Here is an 18,591-nt window from a genome sequence, read left to right as displayed (position 1 = left end):
CCCCAAGACTGCACATGTTTGAAGCCTACGAGGCAGACGGATTTTTCGATGAGATGTTCGCCGGGAACGGCGAGGTGAGATCGCACTACCGGGCGTTGCTCAGCCGCTTCTCCGCTTTCCCCCCTGAAGATTTCGAGGCGCGCCGGGCCTCCTGCGACCAGCACTTCCTCCGGCAGGGCGTGACCTTCAACGTCTACCACGACGACCGCGGCACCGAGCGCATCTTCCCTTTCGACCCCGTCCCGCGGGTTATCCCGGCGGATGAGTGGGATCATCTGGAGGCAGGCCTCACGCAGCGGATCATCGCGCTGAATCTTTTCCTGCACGATATCTACCACGAGCAGCACATCCTGCGCGATGGAATCATCCCGCGCTTCTACATCGAGGAAGCGAAGCACTACCGCCCGGAGTTCCGGGGGATGAAGGTGCCGAAGGACATCTACATCCACATCTGCGGCAGCGACCTGATCCGTGGTGGGGATGGGACATACTACGTGCTGGAGGATAACGGCCGTTGCCCTTCGGGCGCTTCCTATCTCCTGGAGAACCGGAACGCCTTGAAGCGCGCTTTCCCGAGCTTGTTCGAATCGCTGGGTGTCCGCTCCGTGGATGCTTATCCGCGCGAGCTTCTGGAGATGCTGCACCACGTCTCCCCGCACCGCGAGGGCGAGCCGGTTTGTGTGCTGCTCACGCCGGGATGCTACAATAGCGCCTACTTCGAGCACTGTTATCTGGCCCGCGAGATGGGTATCGAGATCGTGGAAGGCCGCGATCTGGTGGTGATGGATGACTTCGTCTACATGCGTACGACCAAGGGTCTGGTGCGGGTGGACGTGATCTACCGCCGTATCGATGACGATTTCCTGGACCCGACGGTGTTCCGGAAGGACTCGGTGCTCGGCGTGCCGGGGATCATGCGTGCCTATCAGGCGGGCAATGTCGCCTTGGCCAATGCGGTCGGGACCGGTGTGGCGGACGACAAGGTGATCTACTACTTCGTGCCGAAGATCATTGAGTACTACCTCGGCCAGGATCCGATCCTGCCGAACGTGCCGACTTACCTCGCTTCCGAGGAGAGCGATCGCAAATACATCCTGGAGAACCTGAAGGACTTGGTAGTGAAGGCGGCCAATGAATCCGGCGGCTACGGCATGCTGATGGGACCCTCAGCGAGCAGCGAGGAAATCGCCAAGTTTAAGGACAAGATCATCGAGGATCCTCGGAATTTTATCGCCCAGCCGGTGGTATCCTTGTCCCGTTCGCCTACTTGGTGCGAGGGGAACATGGAAGGCCGCCACATCGACCTGCGTCCCTACATTATCTACGGCAACGACGTGAAGATCGTGCCTGGCGGCCTGACCCGCGTCGCCCTGCGCAAAGGCTCGCTGGTGGTCAATTCTTCCCAAGGCGGCGGCAGCAAGGATACCTGGGTTTTGAAATAATTTTCCGACATGCTCTCCCGCGTTGCCAATAGCCTCTACTGGATGGTCCGCTACATCGAGCGGGCCGATAACCTCGCCCGTCTAATCGAAGTCAACGGCCAGTTGCTTCTCGATCACGAACGTCTCGATAGCGAGCGCCTGCGCGCTTTCTGGAAGCCGATCATCCTCAGCACGGGGGACGAGACGCTCTTCTCCGATCTCTACAGCGAGGCGGGGAGCGCGGAGGTGATCCGCTTTCTGACGGACGACCGGAAGAATCCGAGCAGCATCGTCTCGTCCATCGCGCAGGCCCGCGAGAACGCCCGGATGGTGCGCGACCAGCTCTCTGAAGAACTTTGGGAAGAGTTGAACTCGCTCTACCTCTTCATCAATTCGCGTGATGGCGAGCTACTGCTTTCCGCGGACCCGACCCGTTACTACGAAACGATCCGGCGCGCCACCTTCACCTTCCACGGCATCGCGGCGGCTTCGATCGCACGCAACGAGGCTTGGGAGTTCATGGATCTCGGACGGCATCTGGAGCGTGCGGACAAGACCACCCGCTTTCTCGATATCACCAGCTTCTTGCCGGAGGAGGAAGTTCCGGCGAATGGCACCGCCACCTTCCACTGGACGGCGATCCTGCGCTCCTGCGGGGCTCTCGGGGCCTTCCGGGCTTCGCATCAGGGTGAACCGGATCCGGACAGCGTGGTGGATTTCCTGATTTTCTCGCGGGAGTTCCCGCGCTCGGTGCGCTTTTGTGTCGACCGGATCGACCGCAACCTGCACCGCATTTCCGGGGCGCCGCGCGGTACCTATTCCAATGATGCCGAACGGGTTGCGGGCCGTTTGTTGTCCGAGCTTTCCTACGGCTCCACCGAGGAGGTGCTGGAGAGCGGTCTGCACCAGTTCCTCGACCAGACGCAGGAGAAGTTCAATTCGATCGGGGAGGAGTTGTTCCGCACCTACGTGCTGTTGCAGGACGCCAACAATGCCCGCCCGCCAATCCCGGCGGCGAATATGTCCGCGGTTGTTGCTTGGCAAATGGCCCAGCAGCAGCAGTGATCCGCGGCAACCCGAGATCCCGCTTTTGACCTTATCAGCCCCTGAATTGGTCGCGCGCCGTGCGCCGACTCCCGGACCGATGGCACAGCCTCCGCAGCCAGGCCCTGTTTTCAAAGTTCTCCACCGCACCGTGTTCGATTACGACGCGCCGGTGCGGGACAGCATCAACACGCTGCATTTGGAGCCGCGCACCTTTCCTTTCCAGCGCACCCTTTCCGCCGTGGTGAAGGTGCTGCCCGCCACCCGCGTACGGCGCTTCCATGATCTCTTCGAGAACGTGACTCATCACTTCGAGGTCCCCGGCGATCACAGGAGGCTGGAGATCGAGAGCCGCATCCGCATTCAAAACCTTCCGCTGGTGGTGCCGGAGTCAGACCAGAAAGCGCTTCTCCACGAGTATCGCGGCGATGACATTCCAGAACGCACCTGGGCTTACCTCCAGGACAGCCCCTTCGTTTCGCGGAATCCGTATGTCTGGCGTCAGGCGCTCGATATCACCAGCGGGATCGGCCCGGTCTTCGAGCAAGCCGTGGCGATCATGCATTGGATCCACGCGAACTTCCGCTATCAAGCTGGCACCACGAATGTGAGCACGCGCATCGAGGAAGCCTTCGCGCTTCGCCGCGGTGTCTGTCAGGATTTCACGCATGTGATGCTGGGGCTCTGCCGCGCGGTCGGGATTCCGGCGCGCTATGCTTCCGGCTACCTCTACAACGGCCCGCGCGATTCGCTTGTCGGTGCGCAGGCCTCGCATGCATGGCCGGAGGTCTTCTTCCCGAGCGTCGGCTGGATCGGCTTCGATCCCACCAACGAGACCTTGGCGGATGAACGCTACATCAAGATCGCGGTCGGCCGCGATTACGACGATGTGGCACCGGTGAAGGGCAGCTACCACGGCAATGGCCACGGCAAGATGTCCGTCTCCGTGGAGGTGGAGAAGGTGGATTAGTCGGTGCTTCGTGCCTTCCTCAGGGTACTGGCACCAGCTTCACGCCTCGCAGGTTCATCAGGCCGATGCCCTTGATGGAGAGCGGGCGCACATGCAGCGACATTAGCCCTGCCTGCCCCACGGTCACGGTTCCGACCTTGATCTCTTGGAAGTCGCGCCAGTGGGCAGTCGCGGCCAAACGGTGATTCAGGGTCTGGTCGAGCAATCGGATCTCCACTTCGCCACCGGCATCCGGTGCGATGGCAGCGTCCAGATAGACATCGAATTTCCCCGGGATCTTCTCGGCCTTGTCGCCGACCATCCGGGTCGTCCACGGAACGCGAAGCACGAAAGGAAACCAGACACTCTCGCCGGTATCCGACCAGAATCCGATGTGGCTCTCCTCCAGCCTGATCGGATTGGTGGCCGTCACGGAGGGCGCGAGGATCGCTTGGCTGGCGGACAGGGCGATGGATCGGTCCGCCGCCTGACGCGGGTAGGGAGATGAATCGAAGACCGGCGGACCGTTCAAACGGATGGCCACGATCGGCAGGGGATCAGTCGGGTCGGGCGGCGTGGCGGGCAGCCGGATTACCGGTGGTCCTCCCTGTGTTTGGTCGAGCGGCAGGAAGCCGCCTCCCAACAGCGTGGCCGAGCTGCACTGGGTTTGAAGGCCCTCCACCGAGAGCAGCCCGCCCTCGGGCCATTCGCTCAGGTGGCAGTAGAGCGTCGGATCGCGCTCATCCGCGGAGAGCGTGATGCGGCCTTTGAAGGGCGGATAAAGAAGGGGGGACGCGGTGGTGCCATAGATTGCCTCGCCATGGGTCCGGAGCCAGGCACCAACCTCTTTCAGCGTGCGGACTGCGGGATCGGGGATGCGGCCTCGTGCGTCCGGTCCTACATTGAGCAATAGATTCCCACCCTTGCTGGCCACATCGGACAGGAGGCGGATGACGTCGGCAGGGCCCTTCCACGAGTCGTCGTGATAGCTGAAACCGAAGCTTTCGTTCAGCGTGTGGCAGGCCTCGAAGATACGACCGTGATAACCGGCAGGGGGTACATAACGCTCGGGCGTGAAGAAGTCGCCGTTCGGGTTCTCCAGCCCGTTCCAGAAGCGGTTGTTGAAGATCGCGGCGGGTTGGTGGGTCCGCCAGATGTCGAGGATCGAGCGGGTTCCCCAATGGGCCCCTTCATTCCCGGCGGAGGAGTAGTCCACCCACAGGATTCCGAGCGGGCCGTAGCCCGATGCGAGTTCGGCCAGATGCTGGTGCAGGTAGCGGCGGTAGCGTGCGGGATCGGGGTACTGCCAATCGATCAGCGAGTAGTAGGCTCCGGGCACCAGACCTTCGCGGCGGAAGCTATCCGTATACTCGCGGAAGAGATCGCGACCGGGCGGTGAGATGTTGGTGCTGCCGGTGGCTGGATTGTGGGCGGAATACTCAGCCTTGCTGTTGAAAAGAGTGTAGCCCTCGTGGTGCTTTGCCGTGAAGACCGCGTAGCGCATGCCGGCCTCCTTCGCAAGTTCGGCCCAAGCATCGGTGCAGCCGGGCTCGGGATTGAAGAGCGGCTTGAGCAGGCGACCGTATTCCGGTTCGGGCACCGAGGCCCAGGTGCGGATCCGCTCGGTCTGCGGTTGCTCGTAGAGCCTGCCGATCGTCCGGTCGGGCGGCCAATAGCCACCCGCCCCCGAATACAGACCGAGGTGAATGAACATGCCGAAGCGGGCCTCGCGGAACCACTTCACGCGCTGCTCGTGATCGGCCCGCCATTCATCACTCCCGGCGTAGGGTAGCATCTCCGGATCGCCCTTGCTCGCGTCCTCGGCGAAGCACCATGTAACCCCAAGCAGCGCGAGGATCGCAGCCCGCGTAGTCCTCACAGTAAGACGCTGCGCGCGCAGTCCGGGAACCGGTTCGGATGACATTGCGGAATGCTAGCGAAAGCAGGCGGAACGAAACCAAAAAAATCCGGCACCGCCGCCAGGCAGCGATGCCGGACTCCAACGGATGATCAGGGAATATCGACCCTCAGTCGGGCGAAGAGGGAGGTTTCACCCGAGGGCAGGGGAATCCTCACTCGGACCCGATCGATCCCCTGACCGTGGAAATCGTTGTCGTTGCTGATGGTCACCCCGGCCGTGCCGTTCTGGGCGATGGCCCAGCCACTGAGGTCCGAGCCATATTCGACAAAGGGTGTCGATGCTGCCGACTCGTCGGTGCGGCGGAATGTGAATTCGAAGTGGGTGGCATCCTTGGTGGCGGTGGGCAGCAGCGATGTCGAGTTGGAGCCCGGTCCGCTTGGATCGCCGCCGAGCACGAACTCGATGCCGTTGGCAATGCCATCGTTGTCGGAGTCCGCGGCTGAGCCCGCGCCGGAGATGCCGTTTGTAGTCTCCCAAGTTTGATAGGGCGTGGTAGTGGGGCCGCTGGTCACGGTCAGGCTGCCGATGCCGCTGAAACGTCCGCTGGCATGAGCGGCGGCATAGACTCCGGCGGCTTGCTGGACGCCATTGATGAAAAGCGCCGCGACGGTATCCGTTCCGCCGTAGCCCATGTCGAGCACCGCGGCGCTGCCCAGGTTCACCGTGGAAGCATCCGCAAGACCTGTTGCCGTGAGGGACAGGGTGCCTTCCGCCACGGTGGTGTTCCCCTGGTAGGCATGGTTGCCGGACAGTAGAAGTGTCCCGGTGCCATCTTTGTTCAGCGCGCCTGTGCCGCTTGCAGAACCGCTCAAGGTGATCGTAGCACCGCCATCGGCATGGATGGTGGTGGATGGCGCGCTCAAGGTCACGGTGGACTCGATGCTCGCGCTACCATCGACACCGGAGGCGGTGGTGCTGATGCGTCCGCCGTTCATCACGATCGGCTTGGTGCAGGTCACCGGAGCGAAGTAGTTGCTGAAGCCGAGTGTGCCGGAGTTCACCGTGATCGAACCGGGATTGGTGTTATCCACGGTGGCACCGGCTTCGAAGGAGAGGAGACCTCCATTCACCTCGATGTCCTTCACGGACACCGTGCCCAGCACCATGCTGATGTGATTGTTTCCGATCTTGGTCAGCTTGAAGTTGCCCGTCACGGAGGAACCGCTGCCGCGGACATCCCAACGGTTGGGGCCGCCGATACTTGAATCGCTCGCCAGGATGAGTTGCCTCACCCCGTCGAGCTGGCCCGCCGCAGCGGTGTTGATGATCGCGCCCTCGCCGTTGATCCCGCTGCCGTTGATCGTGACCGGTTCGTTCCCCACGCCTGCGGTGAAGACATCGAGCGTGGCACCCGCGGCGACGGTGGTTCCGGCGCTATCGCTTCCAAGGCTGGAAGAGTTGGCGGAAGCGATCACCCCGCTGGTCAAGGTCACCGGTCCGCTGAAGCTGCTGGATCCGCCGAGCACCAGACGGCCGTCGCCGGTTTTCTGAATGCTGGCATCTCCGGTGATGGCGTTGGGCATGGTCAAGCTGCCGCTGCGGTTCACCAGCAGGTTGCCGTTGAGCGTGGTGTTCCCGGTGCCCAGCGAGCCGGTCGTTCCTCCGTCACCGACCACGATATTGGAGCCGTCCACGTAGATCGAGCCGCTGTGGGTGTTGGCATTCGTGAAGGTGACGGTGCCTCCGCCGGTAATTTCAAGCGCTGCGGAGCCGGCGATGCCGGCACCACTGAAGCTATAGTTTTGCCCGCCGGTGATATAGACAGTGGAAGGAGTGACTGCGACGCCCACGCTTACGTTCTTATTCGTGGCCGTCTCATCGAAGCGCACGGCGTCGCCCGGGAAGAATTGCGTCGCGGTGCTGCCGCCGGTGAACTTCCAATTCGAGTTGCCTTGGATGTTCCAAGTGCTGCTGCCGGTGCCGGTCCAGGTGATGTCGCCCGGCTCGGAGGCGGTCACTACCAGATCGATGGTGGAATCCACGGTATTGTTCACCAAGGTGCCGGTGATGCGCCCCGGAAGCGGTGCGAGCTGCAAGCCGGTGAAGCCGAGCCCACCGATACTGCCGGTATAGTAGATCAAAGGATAGCTGCCGACCGGGATCTCGCCTTCCTGGGAAATGTTGATGATGTGCTTCGGTGCGGTTCCGGCTGCCACCGAGAGACCGTCCGTTTGGGTAAGGACCGCGGAGTCCTGCACCGCGCCACCGAGACGGAAGATGGACTCCTCGTCGGTTGAGAGACCCGCGGATTGGAACGTGGCTCCCACCCCGGTTTCCACGAAGGAGGATGGCACGATGCCACTCTGCAAAGCGGTGAGGATGTCCTCGACCGCTTCGTCGGAGGTGAAGCTGACCACACGGGCTTCATCCAGATGCCCGTCGAAGTAGGAGCCGCCACCCGGTGCCACGGACATGTGGGGAGAGGCATGCACGGCGGCCCCGCTGAAAGTCCCGTTGGCCACGCCGTTCACGTAGAAAGTCGTCACGCCCCCCTTGCGAATCAGGGCCAGGTGCACCCAGGTATCGGGCTGGAAGGAACCGGGCACGCCTCCCGGCGGTGCGATCCAGTTCACGTTGTGCGCGCTGGAGGACCAGCCGTTGCCTTCGAGCGAGAGCTTGTGCGAGCCGCCCGTGTTGCCGAGCGTGAAGATGTCGCCTTGATGGTCGCCGTCGTTCGAGGACGCACGGGCGAAGACCCCGAAGGCGAAGTTGTCCGTCGGCAGGGAGGAATACATGTTGCCGGAGTACCAGCCTTCGTTGCCGCTCGCGGAGGTATCGAGGTAGGCGGTCGATCCCGTGGCGTTCGGGTGGAAGGAGGCGCTTCCGGTGACGGCGGAGCCGCCGTTGATGTCGTCCGAGAAGTGGCGGTTGTTGCCGGTGGCGTCCTGCGGCTTGTTGCTGGCTCCGAGGCTTCCTGCTTCGCCGAGGTGATACTCGGCGTAGGGATAGATCGCGGCGTTCGCTGCGGTGGCCAGCAGCGAGGCGAAGATGGCGGTGGATACGATGGGGCGGGTTTTCATGGGTTTCGGGAATCGGCGGGACGGAGGCCGGGGGAGAGTCATGGCCCGGAAATCGGCAGCGCCCCGGGTTGTGCCGGGACGCCACCGTGACCTCCTGGAAATCAGTACAAGCGACCGCGGCGCGAAATCGCGGCGGCCGGGCGTGCGGAACAGCGCGCCGGAGAGAGAAGGGGAGAGGAGTCTGGGCTTGGATTCATGATCTTGGGTGGATCAAGCGCTCCCGGGTTTCAGGAACGCTTACATCCAAGACCATGTTGGCGACTTCCGTCAGTCGCATGCTTGGGTGACAGGATGTGTGTCCCTGTCACCTACGATGTCCCAAGTACTTCACCACCGCTTCCGTGCGGGTGTGTACGTGCAGCTTCTCATAGATCCGGCGCAGGTGGGTGCGCACCGTGTCCAAACTGATACCGAGGGTTCCGGCGATCTCCTTGTAGAGCGCACCATTGGCTAACAGACCGAGGATCTCCTGTTCGCGGGGCGAGAGTCTTGCACCCTCCGGTTCCGGTGGGCTGGGAGCCCGGAAGGAGTCCACGACCTTCCGGGCGATGCTGGGCGACATCGGCGAGCCGCCGCTGCGGATCTGCCGCACGGCTTCGCAGAGTTCTTCGCCCGCCGCCCGCTTCAAGAGGTAGCCGGAGGCTCCGGCCTTGAGCGCGTCGAAGATCAGGTCGCTCTCCTCGTACATTGTGAGCACGAGGATCGGCAGGTCCTTGAAGCGCGGCTTCAAGGTGGAAATCAGCTCCACCCCATCCATTCCGGGGAGCCGGATGTCCACGACGAGGATGTCCGGAAGCTTCGCGGGAAGGGCGTTGAGCGCCTCCTCCGCGGAGGGATAGGCGGCAAGCACCTGCATGTCCGGCTGGCTGTCGAACAATGCTTGCAGTTCCTCGGCAAGCGGCAGGTTGTCTTCTACTAGGCTGATCGTACAAGGTTTCATGCTCCGGCGGTCCATGGGACCGAAAGGGTGACGCGGGTTCCTCCCGCAGGTGAGGGGGCGATCACGCAGGTCCCGCCGATTTCGGCCAAGCGCCCACGCATGTTTGAGAGGCCGTCGCCATCGTCGGGCACGCTAACATCGGGCTTGATCCCTTTGCCGTCGTCGCTCAGGTCCAGCTCGATGGCGTCGCCCTTCGAGTGCAGGCTGATGGTTACGCGGCTGGCACCGGCATGTTTCACCACGTTCTGGAGCGCTTCCTTCACCGCCATCAGCAGCGGATGGCGGATGGCAAAGGGCAGGATGGATTCACGGTTCGAGGGCGGCGATTCAAAATGGCAGGAGAGACCGGCATCTGCGAGATAGCCGGTCGCATGATTGCAGAGGTAATCCGAGAGGCTGCCGAGGGTGTCGTGGCGTGGGTTCACCGCCCACACGATCTGGTCGAGCGCGCCGACGGTGCCGCGCGCCTCCCCGGCGAGTTTCGTGAGAAGCGAGGGATCGTGCCCGGGCGAGCGCTTCAGCCGGTCCGCGAGCAAGGCCATGTGGGTGAGACGGGCACCGATGTCATCGTGCATGTCCCGTGCGATGCGGAGCCGGTCCTGCTCAATGGCACGCGCCGCCTGGGCGAGCTGCAGCTTGTGGCGGAGCCGCCGCACCGAGGCCCACCACGCCAGGCCCGCCGCCAGTAGGAATCCTCCCAGCGCGAGCGCACCCATCCGGATCGGGCTCCGCCACCACGGGGTAGGGATGGTGAAGACATGCGATTGGATCTGCCGGCTCCAGCGTCCGTCGGTGTGGCGCGCTTGGAATTCGATCGGGTAAACGCCGGGATTCTCGCAGGAGATTGTGGCAAGCTCTCCGGCTCCGCACTCGAGCCATGCCGAGTTCGTCGCAGCCTGACGCCAGCGGAAGACCAGCAGTTCCGGGGCGACATCGTCTTTCCCCGCCGCAAAGTTGAAGTCGAGTCGTTTCGTGCCCGGCGGCAAGCTCTCCGACTGCCCGATCTCCTGGCTGTCCGCACTGATCCCGGCAATGCGCGGGTGAAGCTGCGGATAGACCTCCAGTTCTCCCACCTGCGGGCGGCAGATCGCATCGATGGGGTTCACGATGCGGACGAAGCGTCCGGAGAAACTTTCACCGGTGCCATCCTCCGCCTGAATGATATCCCGGCCTCCCGGCGGAACATGCGAGCCATCCTGCCGCATGCGGGCACGCCATCGAATCTCTCCGGGTTGGCCGCTGCCATCATCGGCCAGCACCTGCAGCTCATAGTCGCCGAGTCGCTCCGGTGCCGTGCCGTCGAGCCGGCTGCGCAGCACGATGTAGTCGAGCGAACGGGTGCTGCCTAGATCCACCTCGAAGTGGAAATCCCGCGCCGGTTGCCAGTCCGCCGGGTGGGAGAAGGACGCCGCGAACCCGTCCGTGAGGAAATGCGGATACAGTCCGTCGTAGACGGCGCCCGATGCCCTTACCGGTCGGCCCAGTGCGACATTCGACGAGCGCAGCGGATCCGCCTGGATCTGGAACTCGTTGATCACGCAGTTCCCGTTCCGGCTGCGGCCGATCACGCGCTGGCCGCTGATGTGGCTCGCCTCGACCTGTAGGAAACGGAGGCGGAAACCAGTCACCCCGGTGAGCGCCGCAGGGGCGCGCACGGTCAGCACCGTTTGGTCGAGCCCCTCCGACATGTAGATCCAGTCGCCCTCCGAGCGGATCAGCCCCGGATTCCGCGGAAAGGAATCGGTGAGCACTTGGCTCGGCTTGAGCGGCTTCCAGTTGCCTTGGCGGCTCGGCTTGTCGTCCGAAGTGACCGCAAGCTCCAGTTGGGCCGGGTAGGCCCCCTTCTCCTTGGAGATGTGCCAGGTAGTGAACTGGAATACCTGCGCGAAGAGCGGCTTCTCCGTGGCGAAGACGATCACCTGCTCCTGAAATTGTGCCCGGTCCATGTCCAGGCCATTGCCCGCGTTCACATCGCCATCCAGAAGCTCGGACAGAGGGTGGCCGAAGTTCATCTGCGTCGATTCCACGACACGGAGCGGCAGCAGCGGGGCAGCCTGAAGGCCGCCGGCCAGGAGCAGGCCGAGGATGGGTTTCCGGAACAGCATCGCCTTTCCAGACGGGAGCTTACGCCGGAAAGCCCCGCCTGTCTCGTAAGCCTGACAGCCCGCGAGGAACCTGCAAGAGTCGCATGAAGATGCGACGGTCCGATCAGGGCGTCACCGTCAGGCGGAGGTAAACGGCTGCCGGAGCCGGTCCCTCCGGGAATGTGAGCACAGCCTCGATGGTTTCCGGATCTTCCATCTCGGGCGAAACGGTGCGGGTGGCAATGCTCCCGGTGCGCTTGCCATCGCTCGCTCCGGAATCGTGCCAGCCGGCCAGATCGGTCGACCACTGCACCTTGGCATTCACGTCGGTCGCGCTTTTCGAACGGGGGAATCGCGCGGTGAAGCTGCCCTCACCGACGGAGACTGCCTGAACCGTCGCATGCTCCGGGGGGCTACCGAAATAGTACTCCAAGATGTTCGGGCTGCCGTCGCCATCGTCATCGGCTTCCGGGTTGCTCATGCCGCCGGCACGGAGGAAGGCCTGCAGCGGGCGATCCTTGATGGTGCCCGTGGCAGACACCGCCGCGGACAGCTCATGGAAGTCGCCATCGATCAAAGTCAGGATCACGGTCTCATCTCCCTCTGCCGCAGAGTCTTCCAAAATCTGGATGGTCACGACCGCCGAGCCCTGACCGGCCGGGATCTGGACGAAGCCCGGAGGCGCGGTGAAGTCGAGTCCCGCCTGAGCCGTGCCGGAGGTCGAGTAGGCAACCGTCAACGTGGTATCGGTGGATCCCGTCCGGCTTACCGTGAAGCTCATGCTGCGATCTTCGCCATACTCGCCTCCGATCGCGTCCGTGCCCTCGATGCTCACTTCGGTCGGCACCGCCGCGGAAGCTGCGTAAGGAATGGCCACGAAGCGCATGTCGATCTTCTGGAAGTTCCCCGCAAGCTGCGGCAGATCCTGGCTGAAGATCCGGAAGGCATTTCCGCTGGCCGAGTAGCTTACCAGATTGTCCGGCGCGGCGGAGGAGTCGCTTGCATCCGGCGTCAGGAACAGCGCGCAGTTGGATGGATTGAATTGGGTGCCATTGCCGAAGGTGAGGTCGCAGTGGGTGGAGGTATCCACCAGCGTCGCTCCCACCGTGGCCAATTGTCCGTTCAGCGCGGTCACCGTGCCATTGGCGCGGATGCGGCCGCTCAGAACTCCCGGGGTGGAGGAGGGGATGTAAAGGAAGTTGAAGGCGCCGTTCTGCTCCTCGGAGGAGTTGTCGCGTGTCTGCACGAACCATTGGCCCTGCCCCTTGCGGATGGAGAGCACGTTGTCCCCGTCGGTTCCGCCATTGCCGGTGGCGAAGGCCATGAAGTTGCCCGAGGTCGAGAGGCCCGAGATCACATAAAGCCCGTCGCCGCTGCGCACAACGCTTGTGCCGGAGGGCAGGTTGCCGCTCAGGATATCGCCATTCGCGGAGATCGAAGCTCCGGTCCATCCGCCGGAGTAGGGCAGGTAGGCCACAGCCGTGCGCTCGTTCTCTTCCGCCGTCGCGGGATTGGCGTCGGCCGCGTTGTCGTTGGTGTTGTCGAGCACGCTCACCCATGCCTTCCCGCTGGCGCTGGCGTAGGGCAGGGAAATGTTGTCCCGCGCCTCGCCCGCACCGGCCGGAGTCGCTAGCGTGACACCGGCCGCGTAGTTGGCAGCGGTCCCGTTGATCTTGAGCTCGATGTCACCCGCGTTGCTGCCGGGTGCGGTGAAGTTACGCGGGGCAGGCGTTCCCGCCTCCACTTGCCAAGCGGGGATGATGACCGCGGAGGACGCCGTCGCCGCGGTAGGAGCAGCAGGCTCGGTCGTCACCAGCACGGAGACAGGGGCGGCCACTCCGGTGTTGCCTTCGTTGTCGATCGCCTTCGCGATGATCGTGTAGTTGCCGGTCGAGACGCCATTCCAGTTCACGGAATAGGGTGCGGTGTCATCCTGGCCGATCAAGGTGGTCCCGCGGTAGAACTCCACGCGGCTGATGCTGCCATCGATGTCCGAGGCATCGGCCTCAAGCACGATGCTCGCCGGGGCCGAGGCGACCGTGCCATTGGCCGGGGATGTGATCTCGACACGCGGCTCGAAGTCCACCCCATCGGTGATGAAGCTCTGTACCGGAGTGCTCACGGACGCGATGCCATCGCTCACCGTGGCATACCACTCGTAGCGGGTGCCGGGTTCCAAACCGCTCCAGACAAGGGATGCTTGGCCCGGGGTCGTGGAAATCTGGCCGATCTGGCTGAAGGGGCCCATGCCGTTCTTCAGATCGATATCAATGGAGAACTGGCTGTCCCCGTCGGTCTCGTATTGGTCGAGCGTGGGCGAGTAAGTCTGCACGTCCACGCGATTCAGCGAGGGGCGGAACTTCATGATCCGCAGCCAGCCGTCGCCGCCATTGCTGCGGCCCTGGTAGTCGGCCAGGAGCGAATGGACCGTCCGGCCCTGGAAGGTGTCGGTGCGGCGGCCTTCACCATGGATGTGGCCGCCGTGCATCAGGATCAGGTTCGGGTTGTCCTTCAGGGCTTCGTAGATCGCGGAACCCTGGGTGCTGAAGTTGGCCGGATTGCCGGTGTTCACCATGTGGTGGGTGATCACGATGCCGCGGCGCTGCGGGTGCGCTTTCAGCAAGGCATCCGCCCAGTCGAGATCGACGGTGTCCGGCGTCGTGTCGTACTCGAAGCTGATCACGATGAAGTCCATCCCGCCTGCGGTGAAGAGCGTGTAGTTGTTATCGGCTTTGGTCGGTTCGGAGGTGCCGCCGTAGTAGGACTTGTCGTGGAAGTGATTGATGCCGGTCTCCGGGTGCACGCCGAAGTAGCGGTTGAACCATTCGGTGGTCCCTTCGGCATCCCCGATGGGGTACTGGTCGTGGTTCCCCACCGCCATGATGTAGGGCACGCCTTCTGCCAGGAAAGTCGTGGCTGGATTCTCCAGACGATACATCGCGTTCGAGGCATTCGCCCACTCCTCGGCGGCGGTCGCCGGGTTGTCGCCGCGCTGGGTGATATCGCCCAAGTGCAGCACGAAGCCGATATTCTCCGCTTCACGCTCCGCCACGATCCAGTCGGTCTGCGCGGAGAAGATCGCGGCGCGGTTGCCGCCGGTGTTCTCGGAGTAGAATTGCGTGTCCGGGAGTGCGACGACGGAGAAAGAGTCCGAGGGCTCCACCGCAGCGACACGGCGTCCGTGGAAGGTCACCTGCAAGTTGCCGCCGTCCACATCCCCGGCATTCACACGCAGCTCGGCATTCACCGGCACCTTGATCGCTTCTTCCGCGGGAGAGACGATCGAAGCGGTGGGCGCGGTATTCGTGCCGGTGGCAGCGAGCGAAAAGAAGGCGAAGCTGAAGGCGTCCTCCGCGGCATTTGCCATGTTCTGGAGAGTGGGAACTTGGGGGGCTGTGCCGTTCAGATCGCGGCTCTCGATGATCCAGCGGTTGTTCGCCGCGTCCCAGCTGGTGGCGATAATGTTGTCGATGTTGTTCGTGCCGCCGCCTTCCGGGCTCACAATCAAGGTGCCGGTCGCTTCGGAATGGCCGGGGATTTGAAGATACCATTGGCCGGTGCCGCCCTTGGTCACGGTGAAGTTTCCGCCTGCTACATCGGTCGAGGCATTGCCATTCACGCGACCCACGGCTGCCAGGTGATTGCTGCCCACCGCGCTCACGGGCAGATAGGCGAATCCGACGCCATCGTTTTCGTAGCTCGCACCGTTGGTGCCGCTGTCGTGGCAGAAGATGTTGAAGCTGCCGTCCGCATTGGCGCGGGAGAGGGCGAAGTTGTCCTCGTTCCGCACGCCGGTCACCAGTAGCACCCCGACCTGCGACGCGTTTGGAACCAGACCGTTGATGTCGAGCGAGTATTGGCCCCCGGGTGTCGCGAGGTCCACGAACTGCGTTCCCAGCGCGATGCCCGGGCTGCCGGTCAGCGTGCTCATCTCGCCGTTGTTCACGCTGTTCGTCACCACGCCGCCGATGAACTCATCATAGGGCAGGTGCGCGTAGGAGGTATCGTAGTTCACCTCGACGCTGTCATCCACCTCGGCCCAATGGATCGCCAGCCAGTATTTGTCGCCTGTACCGTTGATCGCGCTGCTGCTGGTGGCGAAGAAATCTCCGGTCGCCGGACCGCCGGTCGCGCTGTCATTACGGACGCGCTGGGCCAGCGAACTCAGCAAGACGCCGCCGGTGACGTCATTGCTGCTGCCGAAGCTCATGTCATAGTCGCCGCGGTTCGCGCCGCTCTCGAAGTTCCCGCCGCTGGTGCTGCCCGTGCCCTTGGCAATCGAGATGCCCGGCGTGGCATGGCTCAGCGGATTGTTATTGTTGGCAAGCTGCGTGACCCGCAGCGTGCCGAATTCGGCAGCGTGGATCGTGGTGGAAAGGGCGGCCGAGAGAAGAAGCAGGCGTGCGGGGAACGTGAACGTCATGGCGGGAGTCCGCAGAGGCCTAACCGCTCACCATTTCCGTCAAACCTCCATCATGTGAGGAAATCGCGACGTGAAGATTTGGTCACTTGCTACGACGCCGTGCCAAGATTTCGTGACGGAATCTTCAGCTCAGCGGACGCCGGCCTTCTTCTGGTTTTCCGCCTTGCGCGTGCTCAGGACCTGGAAGTGGTGCTGATAGACCACGCCGCGCTTCTTCGCGGAAGGTTGTGCCTCTAACAACGCCAGCGCGGAGTCGCAGGCGTTTGCCGCCTCGCCGAAGCGCTTCGCCTTCTCGAGGATCTCAGCACGCTTGAGGGAGAGCTCGACGGAAGGGCGGAAGCGGGCTTCCAGCGCATCGATGCGGCGCAGGGCGGAGTCGTATCGTTCGAGCCCGATCTCCAGCCCGATCGCCCTTTGTTGGAGGCCGCTCAAGCAGCCCACTTTGCTCAGGCATTGGTCCAGGATCTTCACCGCGCCGGCGGCATCTCCTTTCTCCTCCATCCAGCCGGCACCCATCAGAGCATCGCCGGGATTCGGCTTCGCGGCCAGATCCATGTGCTTGCTCAACGCCATGATCGCTTCCTCCCGCTGGCCACGAGCTTCTTCCGCGCGGGCGCGCACCCGCCAAGCTTCCGCATGGCGCGGATGTGCCTCGGTCAGCACGCTCGCCTTGGACGCCGCCTCCTCGCCCTGCTCCTGATCCAGTAGCAGACGGATATCGAGCAGGCGGACTTCCGGATTCTTCGGCTGGGCTTCCAAGAGCTTGGCGATGATCTCGGCGGCTTCATCGTGCTTCTTGGTCTGCAGAAACAGGTCCGCCTTCCGGATCAGAAGCTCCGGGTCATTCGGCGTTTCCAGCAGGTGCTCTTCGATCTCGTCGAGCGTGTGCCGGGGATCCGGATGGGCGGCGAGCGGGGTGGACAGCAGTGCGGCGAAAAGAAGAACGTGTTTCATGGCCCGGATTCGGAGCAAGAGAAGGCTAGGCTCGGGGCTCCTGCTTGAATCCTCATTGTGTGAAGAAATCGAAACATGAGCGCCCGCAAGCGGGCGGCTGCCGCCGATTGCCCTTGTCATCAGTCCCTTCCCGGAGCGCGCTCATCGTCATGGAAGCCACCGATCTGCGCCGAATCCCGAGCTCCGACCCGCTCCGCGCCTACCGCTACCGGGACGGCCTGTATGCGGCGGACTTGGTGACCGCCGCCTTGGTGCACCTCGATTTCTTCACCTGGCTCGCTGCGAACCCGTCCGATCTGGCGGCCATCTGTCGCCACTTCGGTTTCGCCGGGCGTCCCGCCGATGTGATGATGACCCTCTTCTGCGCGAATGGCTTCGTGACCAGGGAAGGGGATGTCTTCCATCTCTCGGACTCCGGCCGGGACTTCCTGCTCGCCAGCTCACCGTGGTCCCTCGCTCCCTACTATCGCTCGCTCAAGGACCGCCCGGTCACGAAGGACTACCTGAAGGTGCTCAGCACCGGAAAGCCGGCGAACTGGGGTGGCTATGACGAGTCCGCCGATTGGCACCGCGCGATGGAGGATGAGGCCTTCGCCCGGCAATTCACCGCGGCCATGGACTGTCGAGGCGTGCTGATGGGTCCCGCCATGGCGCAGGCGCTGGATCTCTCGCGCTTCTCCCGCCTGCTGGATATCGGAGGTGGCTCCGGCATCTACGCCTGCTCCCTGGTGGCGAATCATCCTAAACTCAGCGCCACGGTCTTCGATCAATTCTCGGTGGAGAAGATCGCCCGCACCCGCATTGCCGAGCTCGGCTACGCGGACCGGGTGGATGTCAGGGCAGGGGACATGCTGAAGGAGGAGCTCCCCGGCGGCTACGATCTCCACCTCTACTCGAACGTCCTGCACGACTGGGATCTTCCGGAGGTCCGCCAGCTTCTGGCTGCCTCGTTCCGGGCCCTCGCGCCCGGTGGCATGCTCCTGATCCACGACGCCTTTATCGATGCGGACAAGTGCGGTCCACTCCCGGTCGCGGAATATTCCGCCCTCCTCATGCACTCCACCCAAGGCAAATGCTATTCCACCGCGGAGTACGAGGTGCTCGCCACGGAGGCGGGATTCCGCGGATTCAGCTTCCGGACGACCGCAGCGGACCGGGGCGTGATGACAGCGGGGAAACCTTAGCCTCATTTGGGGCCGATTCCGTGAAGTTCGTCTTGGTCTCCAAGCAGGCAATCGATGCTGAGGCCGCCGGTGGCCATAGCCTTGGAGGGCGGGAATCTGCTAGCTTGATGTTTAAGGGGGGGCTGGTGCAAATAACTGGCCTCCTGCGGCTTCTCTCTTCAGCCGACGACTTCAAATCATGAAAGCTCCCGGCAAGCGTATCCTCGGGATTGGACTTGCGGTTCTGGTCGCGTTCTTCGTGCTCGTGTTTCTGGCCGTGGTCCTATGGCGGCATCAGCCCGCGCCCCACTTACCGGCTTTTGATTCGGCCTCGCTTTTCCGCCATGACATCGCCTTGGAAGGACTCGTGAAGCAGGAACTGCCTTCCGCCGATCTTGGGCGCTTGCGCTCGGAATTGGAGGCAGCCGACTTTGATAGGGAGCCGATGAAATGGGTGTTCGTCGGGCAATTGGAACTCCGCCAGGATGGGGTAAAGGTCTTGAATATTACCCTGTTCCGTGGATCGGGCGATTTCCTGCCAGTCCAGATCGGCGGGCATTATTACCGGCTTCAGTCTCCGGGGATGCTTGGGGAGCTTCTGAAAACCAAAGATTTGCGGTCGGATTGAGTTCTCCGGGGAATTTTCCAGAGACAAGTTGCCCTCCCGGCGGT

General features: G+C 63.2%; 11 protein-coding genes. 5 read left to right on the top strand and 6 right to left on the bottom strand.

Annotation, left to right across the window (positions count from 1 at the left end):
- Positions 1–14: 14 nt before the first annotated feature.
- From OJ996_RS17525 to OJ996_RS17515, 3 genes are read left to right on the top strand one after another with little or no spacing between them, the layout of a single operon-like run.
- Positions 15–1,442 (top strand): circularly permuted type 2 ATP-grasp protein, encoded by a 1,428-nt coding sequence (locus OJ996_RS17525; protein WP_264514937.1) that lies wholly within the window; start codon positions 15–17, stop codon positions 1,440–1,442.
- Between the two features lie 9 nt (positions 1,443–1,451).
- A complete protein-coding gene (locus OJ996_RS17520; RefSeq protein WP_264514936.1) occupies positions 1,452–2,486 on the top strand; it encodes an alpha-E domain-containing protein in 1,035 nt (344 codons plus the stop codon).
- Positions 2,413–3,435 (top strand): transglutaminase family protein, encoded by a 1,023-nt coding sequence (locus OJ996_RS17515; RefSeq protein WP_319800699.1) that lies wholly within the window; start codon positions 2,413–2,415, stop codon positions 3,433–3,435. The genes OJ996_RS17520 and OJ996_RS17515 overlap by 74 nt, the downstream gene beginning before the upstream one ends.
- 19 nt (positions 3,436–3,454) lie before the next feature.
- Here the strand turns inward: OJ996_RS17515 and OJ996_RS17510 are convergent, their stop codons facing one another.
- The 6 genes from OJ996_RS17510 to OJ996_RS17485 all read right to left on the bottom strand — a co-directional run bounded on the left by OJ996_RS17510 (position 3,455) and on the right by OJ996_RS17485 (position 16,756).
- Positions 3,455–5,338, bottom strand: a complete 1,884-nt coding sequence (locus OJ996_RS17510; protein WP_264514934.1) for an alpha-L-fucosidase — start codon at positions 5,336–5,338, stop codon at positions 3,455–3,457.
- An 86-nt stretch (positions 5,339–5,424) separates the two neighbouring features.
- The gene (locus OJ996_RS17505; RefSeq protein WP_264514933.1) at positions 5,425–8,355 is read right to left on the bottom strand and encodes a beta strand repeat-containing protein; all 2,931 of its coding nucleotides are present in this window, start codon (positions 8,353–8,355) and stop codon (positions 5,425–5,427) included.
- Positions 8,356–8,659: 304 nt separating this feature from the next.
- Complete coding sequence (locus OJ996_RS17500) at positions 8,660–9,295, bottom strand: response regulator transcription factor (protein WP_264514932.1); 636 nt, start codon at positions 9,293–9,295, stop codon at positions 8,660–8,662.
- Entirely contained in the window at positions 9,292–11,400 is a 2,109-nt protein-coding gene (locus OJ996_RS17495; protein ID WP_264514931.1) for an ATP-binding protein, read from the bottom strand. The genes OJ996_RS17500 and OJ996_RS17495 overlap by 4 nt, the downstream gene beginning before the upstream one ends.
- A gap of 103 nt (positions 11,401–11,503) precedes the next feature.
- On the bottom strand, positions 11,504–15,802 hold the full coding sequence (locus tag OJ996_RS17490) for an Ig-like domain-containing protein (RefSeq protein ID WP_264514930.1): 4,299 nt from the start codon (positions 15,800–15,802) through the stop codon (positions 11,504–11,506).
- A gap of 129 nt (positions 15,803–15,931) precedes the next feature.
- Positions 15,932–16,756 (bottom strand): tetratricopeptide repeat protein, encoded by an 825-nt coding sequence (locus OJ996_RS17485; RefSeq protein WP_264514929.1) that lies wholly within the window; start codon positions 16,754–16,756, stop codon positions 15,932–15,934.
- A gap of 149 nt (positions 16,757–16,905) precedes the next feature.
- Between OJ996_RS17485 and OJ996_RS17480 the strand changes: the two genes are divergently transcribed.
- Positions 16,906–17,940, top strand: a complete 1,035-nt coding sequence (locus OJ996_RS17480; protein WP_264514928.1) for a methyltransferase — start codon at positions 16,906–16,908, stop codon at positions 17,938–17,940.
- A gap of 178 nt (positions 17,941–18,118) precedes the next feature.
- Complete coding sequence (locus OJ996_RS17475; RefSeq protein WP_264514927.1) at positions 18,119–18,547, top strand: hypothetical protein; 429 nt, start codon at positions 18,119–18,121, stop codon at positions 18,545–18,547.
- Positions 18,548–18,591: the final 44 nt, after the last annotated feature.

It is taken from the genome of Luteolibacter rhizosphaerae (assembly GCF_025950095.1).
In the GTDB taxonomy this organism is placed as follows: Bacteria; Verrucomicrobiota; Verrucomicrobiia; order Verrucomicrobiales; family Akkermansiaceae; genus Haloferula; species Haloferula rhizosphaerae.
Note: the sequence above shows the minus strand (reverse complement) of the source record. Positions and strands in the feature narration are given on the sequence as shown.

Excerpts from the sequence above, each read along its gene's own strand:
- OJ996_RS17480 (WP_264514928.1), top strand. The coding sequence starts at position 16,906 with ATGGAAGCCACCGATCTGCGCCGAATCCCGAGCTCCGACCCGCTCCGC.
- OJ996_RS17520 (WP_264514936.1), top strand. The coding sequence starts at position 1,452 with ATGCTCTCCCGCGTTGCCAATAGCCTCTACTGGATGGTCCGCTACATC.
- OJ996_RS17495 (WP_264514931.1), bottom strand. The coding sequence starts at position 11,400 with ATGCTGTTCCGGAAACCCATCCTCGGCCTGCTCCTGGCCGGCGGCCTT.
- OJ996_RS17500 (WP_264514932.1), bottom strand. The coding sequence starts at position 9,295 with ATGAAACCTTGTACGATCAGCCTAGTAGAAGACAACCTGCCGCTTGCC.
- OJ996_RS17485 (WP_264514929.1), bottom strand. The coding sequence starts at position 16,756 with ATGAAACACGTTCTTCTTTTCGCCGCACTGCTGTCCACCCCGCTCGCC.
- OJ996_RS17510 (WP_264514934.1), bottom strand. The coding sequence starts at position 5,338 with ATGTCATCCGAACCGGTTCCCGGACTGCGCGCGCAGCGTCTTACTGTG.
- OJ996_RS17475 (WP_264514927.1), top strand. The coding sequence starts at position 18,119 with ATGAAAGCTCCCGGCAAGCGTATCCTCGGGATTGGACTTGCGGTTCTG.
- OJ996_RS17505 (WP_264514933.1), bottom strand. The coding sequence starts at position 8,355 with ATGAAAACCCGCCCCATCGTATCCACCGCCATCTTCGCCTCGCTGCTG.
- OJ996_RS17515 (WP_319800699.1), top strand. The coding sequence starts at position 2,413 with ATGCCCGCCCGCCAATCCCGGCGGCGAATATGTCCGCGGTTGTTGCTT.
- OJ996_RS17490 (WP_264514930.1), bottom strand. The coding sequence starts at position 15,802 with ATGACGTTCACGTTCCCCGCACGCCTGCTTCTTCTCTCGGCCGCCCTT.
- OJ996_RS17525 (WP_264514937.1), top strand. The coding sequence starts at position 15 with ATGTTTGAAGCCTACGAGGCAGACGGATTTTTCGATGAGATGTTCGCC.